We start from the raw sequence: 8,138 nt of genomic DNA, 5'->3' as shown, positions 1-8,138 counted from the left end.
TTTTCAGGTGGTCAATTACCTAATTTTCAGGGAAAAAGTCCCTGAATTTTCCCCCCAATCACTCCAAGGGTCGGCACTTTTTGAGGGAAAAAAAGTCTAAAAACCTTGTTGGATAAGGTTTTTAGATTTATTCAGCAAACAATAGATAGATAAACAGAACTTTTTATCGGGAAACGACACCAGATTAACGTCAATTCTACTTTAACTTTAGCCTTTCAATGGTATCAATTATTTCCCGTTCAAAACTGACTTGAGCGCGATTAGTTTTACCACCAATATAAAAGCGATCGCCCAATTGTAAAGCCCAAATTTGGGAATGGGAAAAGTAACTCATTACCACTCCCATCATCAGTAAAGCAAAACCTAAATAGACGATCGGGACTCCTGGATCTGCCTTAATTTGTAAACCTGTACTGCCCACTAATTCGACTATTTTTAGATTAACTCCATTGATAGGAATCGTCATTCCTTCTCGTACAGCAGAGGTTAAATCTCCCTTAGCATCATAGACAATTACCGTACCTTGTAAATCTCTGGTTAAAAGAGAAACTCCCTCACTAAGATCGGTTTTAGTCGGAATCCAAGTTCCCCAGATTTGTCCATTACCTTTGGTGTCTAAACTAGCCATCGGTAGCTGTAGGATCGGACTATTATTCACCTGTACTTTTACCCCAGCAATTCCCCAACTGGTTTGATAAAAAGTCACCCCTTTATGGTGCAAAGGTTGGTTAACTTGAATAGTCTTGCGATCGAGCTCCTGTCCTTGATCATCGATCACCGACAAATCAGAATAAAATTGTTCTATATCACCTTGAGGACTATAATCAATCCAAAAACGATTAACTTTAATCCCCCAATCCTTAGGGAGAGAATTTTTAGATAAGGGTCCAGCTTCAATAATATTTTTAACCTGAAAACTATCGCCACTAGCTACCATTTCTTGAGCGAAAAAGCCGGTTAACGCTCCCCAGATCGCTCCTGCTAAAATAATTAACATGGCTGCATGAACGATAATCGGACCGATTTTACCAATCAGACCTTTACGAGCATAGAGACTGTTATTTTCTAGAAAAACTTTGTAGCCTTTTTTTTCTAACAAGGGGGTTAGGGATTCTAGGGAACCCGTTTCTAATTCAGCACTTAAAGCTAGTTTTTGAAATTGGCGAGATTGTTGATAAAATTGCCATTTTCTTGCTGCCTTTAAAGCAGGAAATTGTCGTCGGAAGGTGCAAGCGGTTAAACTGGAACCAAAGAGAATTAATAATGATAGATACCACCAAGTACTATAAACATGATTTAATCCCATTAGTAATAAAACTTTCCAAGTCAGAAACCCAAATAAAGCGGGTTTCTCAGGATAATTAGCTTGGTAAAAAGATAGGGATTGTCCCTGTTCGATTACTGTCCCAGAAATGCTAAAAATAGCGATTAAAAGTAAGAGGATAATTGCCAATCGCAGATCGGCAATAGTCTGGATAAATTTACGTCCCCATTGGGGCGGTGTATTCTTTAAATTTGAGGAAGTTTCCGATATAGTCATAGTTAAAAGTTTTGCAATTCTAGCCAATTATCTATCATAACTCTCCACCATCACAGCAGACGAGATAATAAAGAAAAAACTCCAAAACCGATTAATAAAACCCCACTGACGGGATTAATCCACCCGGACCATTGACGCAGGGAAAGAAAGCTTTTCAGCGAAGCAGTAAAAGAACCGACGATAATCAGCGGTAAAACATAGCCGGCAGTGTAGGATAACAATAATCCCCCTCCTAAGCTTAAATCTCCTGTATTTGCCACCCATGCCAATAAAGTTGCTAGAACTGGTGTACTACATGGAGAGGCGATTAAACCAAATGTTAAACCGAGAAGATAGGACCGCAAAATCGGGGGAAAATCGCCGGTAATCCAATCGGTAGCGCCAAGGGAGGGGAAGCGCAGGGGTAATAATTCCAAGAGGTTTAACCCCATGAAAATAGCGATCGCACTGACGATAATCGGTAAACCGATCCCCACTTGTCCATAGACTTTTCCTAAAGTAGCGGCAATTAGTCCCAATCCCGCTAAGGTGGTGGCTAATCCCAGGGAAAACCATGTGGACTGCCAAAAAGCCGCTAGACGGCCTTTATTTTCGTAACCCCCGATATAAGCGACGGTAATCGGCAACATCGACAGCATACAGGGGGTAAGACTGGTGAGTAAACCAGCTAGAAAAATCACGGCAATACTGACAAAACTAAGGTGAGTTAGTTGGGAAGTCACTAAGCGATCGGCGTATTGTTCAAGATGATAGAGTTGAGTCTGTAATTGGTCTAACATATTGGGGAATTTTTTAGGCTAAATTTGGCTCATTTCTAGGATATTACCGTCGGTATCACTGACAAATAATGCCTTTCTAACCGAGGCACTCATTTCAATTGTATAACCTTGACTTTCTAGATAGTTACCCATGGCTGCCACGTCATCAATAGCGAAGGCAAGATGAGGATTGCGTCCCCACTTTTCGGGATTGGGACGGTAGTTTTGGTAATTGCTATCGACAATTAAATGAATTTGATAATCTCCCACTTGATACCAAACCCCATCGTATTGCAAAGGGCGATCGATTCTAGTCAATCCTAGAACATTTTCGTAAAAGTTAACGGCTTTTTCTAGATCGGTGACTAAAATCGCCGTGTGTAAGGATTCTGTAATGTTCATAGTTAATATCTGACTCGCGGATCGAGCCAACTATAGGTTAAATCGGCAATTAAGTTAAAGATAACAATTAAAATCCCATAAATAAAGGTAATCGCCATCACTACGGGGGTATCACTGCGGGAAATAGAATCGATTAATAAAGCACCGATACCCGGCACACGAAACACTTGTTCTGTAACTAAAGCACCGGTAAAAATTGAGGGAATATCGAGAGCAATCAGGGTGACAACGGGGATTAAAGCATTGCGAACTATATGCTTAGTTAGGACGGAAAAATTAGTTAGTCCCTTCGCTAAGGCAGTTTTAACGTACTCTTGGTGAATTTCTTCAGTTACGGAAGAACGCACGAAACGCATCAACATCGCCCCTTGATATAAGCTTAATACAGTTATGGGCATAATTGACTGTTTAACCTGCTCGATCAAACTATTAAAATCGTTGATTTCTAGGGTACTGTTATAAAAAGATGGTAGCCAGTTTAACTGCACACTAAAGATAATTATTAATAATAATCCCGTCACAAAGGTGGGTAAAGAAAAGCCAAGCAGCGAAAAAGTAGAGATAATTTTGTCTAACCAAGAATAGCGCTTGACTGCTGAAATTATGCCCAAAGGAAAAGCGATTAAAACCCCGAAAATATAGGCAATACCGACAATCCAGAGAGTTGTGGGTAAACGCTGCCAAATTAGGGTAAAAACTGGGCTGCGACTGGTGAAAGAATAGCCCATATCTCCTTGAAGAAATGCTAACAACCACTTGACATAACGCACAGGAAGGGGTTGATCTAATCCGAAACTTTTGCGAATATTTTCTCGCACTGCTTCTGTAATAGCAGGATTAGCGGCAAATTCTCCCATCGGATCCCCCGGTGCTAGGGCCAAAATGCCAAAAACTACCATACTAATAGCTAAAAGAGTGGGAATCGAAAATAATAATCTTCTCAGAAAATATTTCAGCATTTATTTACTACGCTTCCAGTCTTTGATCTTCCAGGTATTTCTATCCCAGGGAGTTAATTCAAACCCCGATAAACTATTGCTAATTGCCACCACATCGGCACGATGAACTAGGGGAATAATCACAAAATCATTGATTAACATATCATTCATTTTAATCGCTATTTCTCGCCGTTTTTCTGGGTTTAATTCCTGACTAAAAGCTTGCCATAATTTATCGTATTCAGGATTACAATAACGAGCATAATTATCCCCAGACCAACCATCAGCTTTTTGGGGAATTTCGCTACAGGTAAAGGTTTTAAAATAGGCTTTCGGATCGGGACTATTATTACCTGTAGTGTACATTTGTAGGTCAGCATAAAACTTTTCTACCGTGTCATCGTTAGCAGGATCGCTAGAAAAGAAAATACTGGCATCAACAGTTTTTAATTCTACTTCTACCCCGATCGCTTGTAAACTTTGTTTGATAATTTCTTGGGTTTTCTGACGGAGAGGATTGACAGTGGTTTGAAAAACTAATTTCATTTCTACCCCATTTTTATCCCTAGTGCCATCACCATTACTATCTTTCCATCCCGCATCATCTAGTAATTTCTTAGCCTTTTCTAGATTAAATTCATAGCTAGTATTGGGAGAATTATATTCTGATGGCATCACAATAAAATTAGGAGTTGTTTTCCCAGTAATACCATAAAGTTGCGTGGCAATAGTATCTCTATCAACAGCTAAAGACAAAGCTTCTCTTACTTTCACATCACTCAAAAAAGGATGGGGAAACTTAATACTAGACCTCTCACCTTCAGGAGTAACTTGATTAGGATCACTCAGATTAAATAAAACTCGTTCAATCAAAGAACCGAAACTAGATATTAACTGACCCCGACCCGCTTTTTCTAAATCACTTAAAACCCTTGCCTCTACTTGCAAATTATAGGCATAATCCGCCTCCTCTGTCTGTAAAACCGCTCGTGCCGCCGAAGTTGCATCACCTCCTCCTTTTAATTCTATTCTTTGAAAACCTAATTTATCCGCTTCTCGAAAGAAAGAATTTGGTTCATAAACTGCCGTGTCTCCCGGTTTAAACTCTACCACTTTATAGGGGCCAGTTCCCACTGGTAATAAATTAGCAGGGGCTTGACGTGCTGTTTCATTGCTATACTTTTCATAGAGATGGGCAGGTAAAATCATCCCTTCTGTCCCCACAAAAACTAATGACCAAGCGGGATTAACTTGCTTAAAAGTTATTTTAACTGTATGGGGATCGATCGCTTCCACACTTTTAACTATTTCATAATTGCCAGCGCTAGTAGAACCAGTTTTCGGATTGGTAATAAAATTATAGGTAGCGATGACATCTTTGGCAGTAAAAGGAGTACCATCTGACCATTTAATATCTTTTTTTAGCTTCCATGTCACCGATTTACCATCCCGGGCAACTCCCCCATTTTCAATAGTAGGAATTTCTGCCGCTAAAAAAGGAACTAATTCCCCTTTTTCATTGAAACTAGCCAAAGGTTCTAAGGTAATGCGACTCGCTTCTGAGTCTTTAAATCCCGTGGAGAGATGGGGATTTAAAATCGTCGGCGCTTGCCAATATAAAAGTTTTAAAGTTTCTGTGTTATTATTGTCCGTTGCTGGAGGATTATTAGCTGTTTGTTGACGACAAGCACTAAAAAGCAGCGTACAACTAAGGGATAAAATCAACAGGGGCAAGAAAAGCGATCGCTTAAACATTTTTAATGACAAGACATAATTCAACAGGGTGACTTAGGTGATTCCCTACCCCACCAATAACAAGTTATCAGACATTGAGTCTTGATCTCGATCGATTAATTGATTATTTGCCTTTATCCATTCCTAGTCAAGTTAAATCGATCGTGCTATAGTAGCGATGCTGTACTAGACAATAAAATTCTAGGCACGGCGACAAATGGGTTCTTCGGTTTGTGTTATGCAATGTACGGGGGTTATAAGGGACGGAACCCTTATAGAGAAAAACGTTTGGCGATTTTTGTCAATTGTTTTTGATCTAGAGCGAACTAATCAATTAAATCTCTTGCCAGATAAGGATTTAGTTTATTTATGCCACCCTATCGAACCATAACAAGTAACGAAGAGCCAGAAAATCCGTATTTGGGGTGTTGTATGGAAAAAATCCGTCTAGTATATAGTTAGTGTGATTGCCATCGCCGTAGGGTGCGTTCCCTAATGTGGCTCCTACCGCTCCACTAGCAGTAGGCTAATCTGGCTAACACGCTTTTGGGCGTAATATACGCAAAGTTTCCGTATAATCAATAGTCCAGTAGGGTGCGTTAGACGGCGACAATCTCTGCTCTTATCTTAGGACTAGCAATCCGTCGTAACGCACCACCCACGAGATATATTAAAAATAGTAGGCGTTATTTTTTTATCGTTGGGTTGTAACCAGTAACGTTATGGGTTACACTTAATGGATGATAGTCAGTTTCAAGCATCGAGGACTAGAGCAGTTCTTTGAGTCGGGAACCACCCGAGGCATTCAGGCAAATCATGCCAAACGAATTCGGCTGATTCTGGCTCGTCTCAGTGCTGCAACTTCACCGCAAGACATGAACTTGCCCGGATTGGTACTTCATGAACTGGCAGGGCAACGTAAAGGAACCTGGACGGTGAGAGTATCTGGAAACTGGCGGATCACTTTCACCTTTGACGGTGTTGATGCTTGTGATGTCGATCTTGAGGACTACCACTGATGAAAATGCATAATCCACCACATCCTGGTGAAGTTCTTAAAGAACTTTGTCTCGAACCTTTGAATCTGACTGTGACTGAGGCTGCTGAAGCATTGGGTGTAAGTCGAAAAACCCTATCTGCCATCTTAAATGGTAGGGCAGGTATTAGCCCCGAAATGGCAATTCGCTTAGGGAAAGCTTTCGATACATCTCCTGAAAGTTGGCTCAATCAGCAAATGCAATACGATCTATGGCAAGCAGAGCAGACAATTGGCAATATCAAAGTCAAACGGCTATCAGTTGCCTAACCAGGGTTTGCAGCCGACGGACTCAACACCCCAGTGCGATGCCGAAGGCACTGCATAGCAGATCGCCGATTGCGTATCGCACATCGAGCAGTTCATCGAGTCGGTTTGATTGGGGCAAATTTATTTCAATGATTATAGGTAACGTCAATGCTAATCGTGAGGCAATTATTCAGATTGCAGTTCTAGAGGATTATAAAAATATCTGCCGTCGCACTCCAGCCCATCGCGGCTGAGTTCCACCGTTATCGAGAAAAATAGTTAAATCCCGTCAAATTCCCCTAAAACTTTCACCTCTGGTTCTAACCACAAAGACCAGCGATCGAACACTTGTTCCTGCACATGACGAATTAAACGCAGAATATCCGACGCTTTTGCCGAACCAATATTCAGGATAAAATTAGCGTGTAATTCTGATACTTGCGCCCCACCAATTTGATAACCTTTTAATCCCATTTCCTCAATTAAAGCCCCGGCAAATTGCGGTTTAGGATTGCGGAAAACACTACCACAACTAGGACGATCATAGGGTTGGGTACTTTTGCGATGGAGTAAATTATGGGTAGTAATTGCCATTATTTCCTTGCGATTATCGGTCGCTTCTAACTGAAATGTGGCTTCGATAACTAAACGTTGATCCCCTTGCAGAGAAGAACTGCGATAACTATAATTTAAATCTTCTTTGCTTAAAGTTTCTAACTGACCATCGGGATTTAATACCAGCGCCCGTACTAATCGATCCGCCACACAGGAGGTATGTGCGCCCGCATTCATCACCACAGCACCCCCCACCGTACCGGGGATACCCACCGCCCATTCTAAGCCCTTCCAGCCCCGTTTTGCCGCTCTCCAAGCTATTTTTGGCAGGGGTTCCCCCGCTGCTGCTGTAATCGTAGCAGTTTCGCCATCAAAACAACTCGATCGCAGATGGCGAGTATTGAGGACAAGTCCGGGTAAACCTCGATCGCTGATTAGTAAATTTGAACCAGCCCCCAAAACAGTCAAGGGCAAATCTTGCGATCGCCACCAAGCGAACACTTCTCTTAATTCCTCTAGATTAATGGGTTCGGCATACCATTGCGCTCTTCCCCCCACCCGGTAGGAAGTGAAATCAGCTAGAGAAACAGAGGTTTTAATCATAGGGTTTTAGGGGGTTGGGGAGCATTTTCAGTGAACAGTAATCAGTAAACAGTGAACAGTAATCAGTAAACAGTGATCAGTAAACAGTAAACAGTGATCAGTGATCAGTAAACAGTGATCAGTAAACAGTAAACAGTGATCAGTGATCAGTAAACAGGTATAAAGATATAGCGCTTTTCACTTTACTGAGGTATCAACAAGTTTTGCCAACAAAGGGTTTAAGCCCCTTGCCCATACCTCATTCTGATGAAAACTGCTATAAAGATAACTAACTAATTAACTTAAAACTTACATCTGATAACTGATAACTGATAACTGATAAC

At 41.1% G+C, this 8,138-nt stretch carries 8 protein-coding genes; 2 read left to right on the top strand and 6 right to left on the bottom strand.

From position 1 onward, the window contains the following. Positions 1–196 precede the first annotated feature (196 nt). From IM319_RS07730 to IM319_RS07710, 5 genes are read right to left on the bottom strand one after another with little or no spacing between them, the layout of a single operon-like run. Positions 197–1,540 (bottom strand): cytochrome c biogenesis protein, encoded by a 1,344-nt coding sequence (locus IM319_RS07730; RefSeq protein ID WP_287735199.1) that lies wholly within the window; start codon positions 1,538–1,540, stop codon positions 197–199. A 50-nt stretch (positions 1,541–1,590) separates the two neighbouring features. Then, positions 1,591–2,319, bottom strand: a complete 729-nt coding sequence (locus IM319_RS07725) for a cytochrome c biogenesis protein CcdA (RefSeq protein ID WP_190356815.1) — start codon at positions 2,317–2,319, stop codon at positions 1,591–1,593. Between the two features lie 18 nt (positions 2,320–2,337). Continuing rightward, positions 2,338–2,700 (bottom strand): VOC family protein, encoded by a 363-nt coding sequence (locus IM319_RS07720; RefSeq protein WP_287735198.1) that lies wholly within the window; start codon positions 2,698–2,700, stop codon positions 2,338–2,340. Positions 2,701–2,702: 2 nt separating this feature from the next. Then, the gene (locus IM319_RS07715) at positions 2,703–3,659 is read right to left on the bottom strand and encodes an ABC transporter permease (protein ID WP_287735197.1); all 957 of its coding nucleotides are present in this window, start codon (positions 3,657–3,659) and stop codon (positions 2,703–2,705) included. Continuing rightward, positions 3,660–5,393 (bottom strand): peptide ABC transporter substrate-binding protein, encoded by a 1,734-nt coding sequence (locus IM319_RS07710; protein ID WP_287735196.1) that lies wholly within the window; start codon positions 5,391–5,393, stop codon positions 3,660–3,662. Positions 5,394–6,112: 719 nt separating this feature from the next. On the opposite strand from IM319_RS07710, the gene IM319_RS07705 reads away from it, so the two are divergent. Both IM319_RS07705 and IM319_RS07700 read left to right on the top strand, forming a co-directional pair. Further along, positions 6,113–6,391, top strand: coding sequence for a type II toxin-antitoxin system RelE/ParE family toxin (locus IM319_RS07705; protein WP_002803252.1), 279 nt, complete (start codon positions 6,113–6,115; stop codon positions 6,389–6,391). A 5-nt stretch (positions 6,392–6,396) separates the two neighbouring features. After that, positions 6,397–6,678 (top strand): HigA family addiction module antitoxin, encoded by a 282-nt coding sequence (locus IM319_RS07700; RefSeq protein ID WP_260441289.1) that lies wholly within the window; start codon positions 6,397–6,399, stop codon positions 6,676–6,678. Between the two features lie 258 nt (positions 6,679–6,936). Here the strand turns inward: IM319_RS07700 and murB are convergent, their stop codons facing one another. Beyond that, positions 6,937–7,815 carry a UDP-N-acetylmuramate dehydrogenase gene (murB, locus tag IM319_RS07695; protein WP_286824028.1) on the bottom strand — a complete coding sequence of 293 codons (879 nt, stop codon included), beginning with the start codon at positions 7,813–7,815 and terminating at the stop codon, positions 6,937–6,939. Positions 7,816–8,138 lie beyond the last annotated feature (323 nt).

The organism is Microcystis sp. M113S1 (assembly GCF_020246945.1).
Lineage (GTDB): Bacteria > Cyanobacteriota > Cyanobacteriia > Cyanobacteriales > Microcystaceae > Microcystis.
The sequence above is the reverse complement of the archived record's forward strand: the minus strand, read 5'-3'. Positions and strand labels throughout refer to the sequence as shown.

Bases quoted from the DNA above. Each gene is read 5' to 3' on its own strand.
- IM319_RS07730 (WP_287735199.1), bottom strand. From the start codon at position 1,540: ATGACTATATCGGAAACTTCCTCAAATTTAAAGAATACACCGCCCCAA.
- IM319_RS07725 (WP_190356815.1), bottom strand. From the start codon at position 2,319: ATGTTAGACCAATTACAGACTCAACTCTATCATCTTGAACAATACGCC.
- IM319_RS07720 (WP_287735198.1), bottom strand. From the start codon at position 2,700: ATGAACATTACAGAATCCTTACACACGGCGATTTTAGTCACCGATCTA.
- IM319_RS07715 (WP_287735197.1), bottom strand. From the start codon at position 3,659: ATGCTGAAATATTTTCTGAGAAGATTATTATTTTCGATTCCCACTCTT.
- IM319_RS07710 (WP_287735196.1), bottom strand. From the start codon at position 5,393: ATGTTTAAGCGATCGCTTTTCTTGCCCCTGTTGATTTTATCCCTTAGT.
- IM319_RS07705 (WP_002803252.1), top strand. From the start codon at position 6,113: ATGATAGTCAGTTTCAAGCATCGAGGACTAGAGCAGTTCTTTGAGTCG.
- IM319_RS07700 (WP_260441289.1), top strand. From the start codon at position 6,397: ATGCATAATCCACCACATCCTGGTGAAGTTCTTAAAGAACTTTGTCTC.
- murB (WP_286824028.1), bottom strand. From the start codon at position 7,815: ATGATTAAAACCTCTGTTTCTCTAGCTGATTTCACTTCCTACCGGGTG.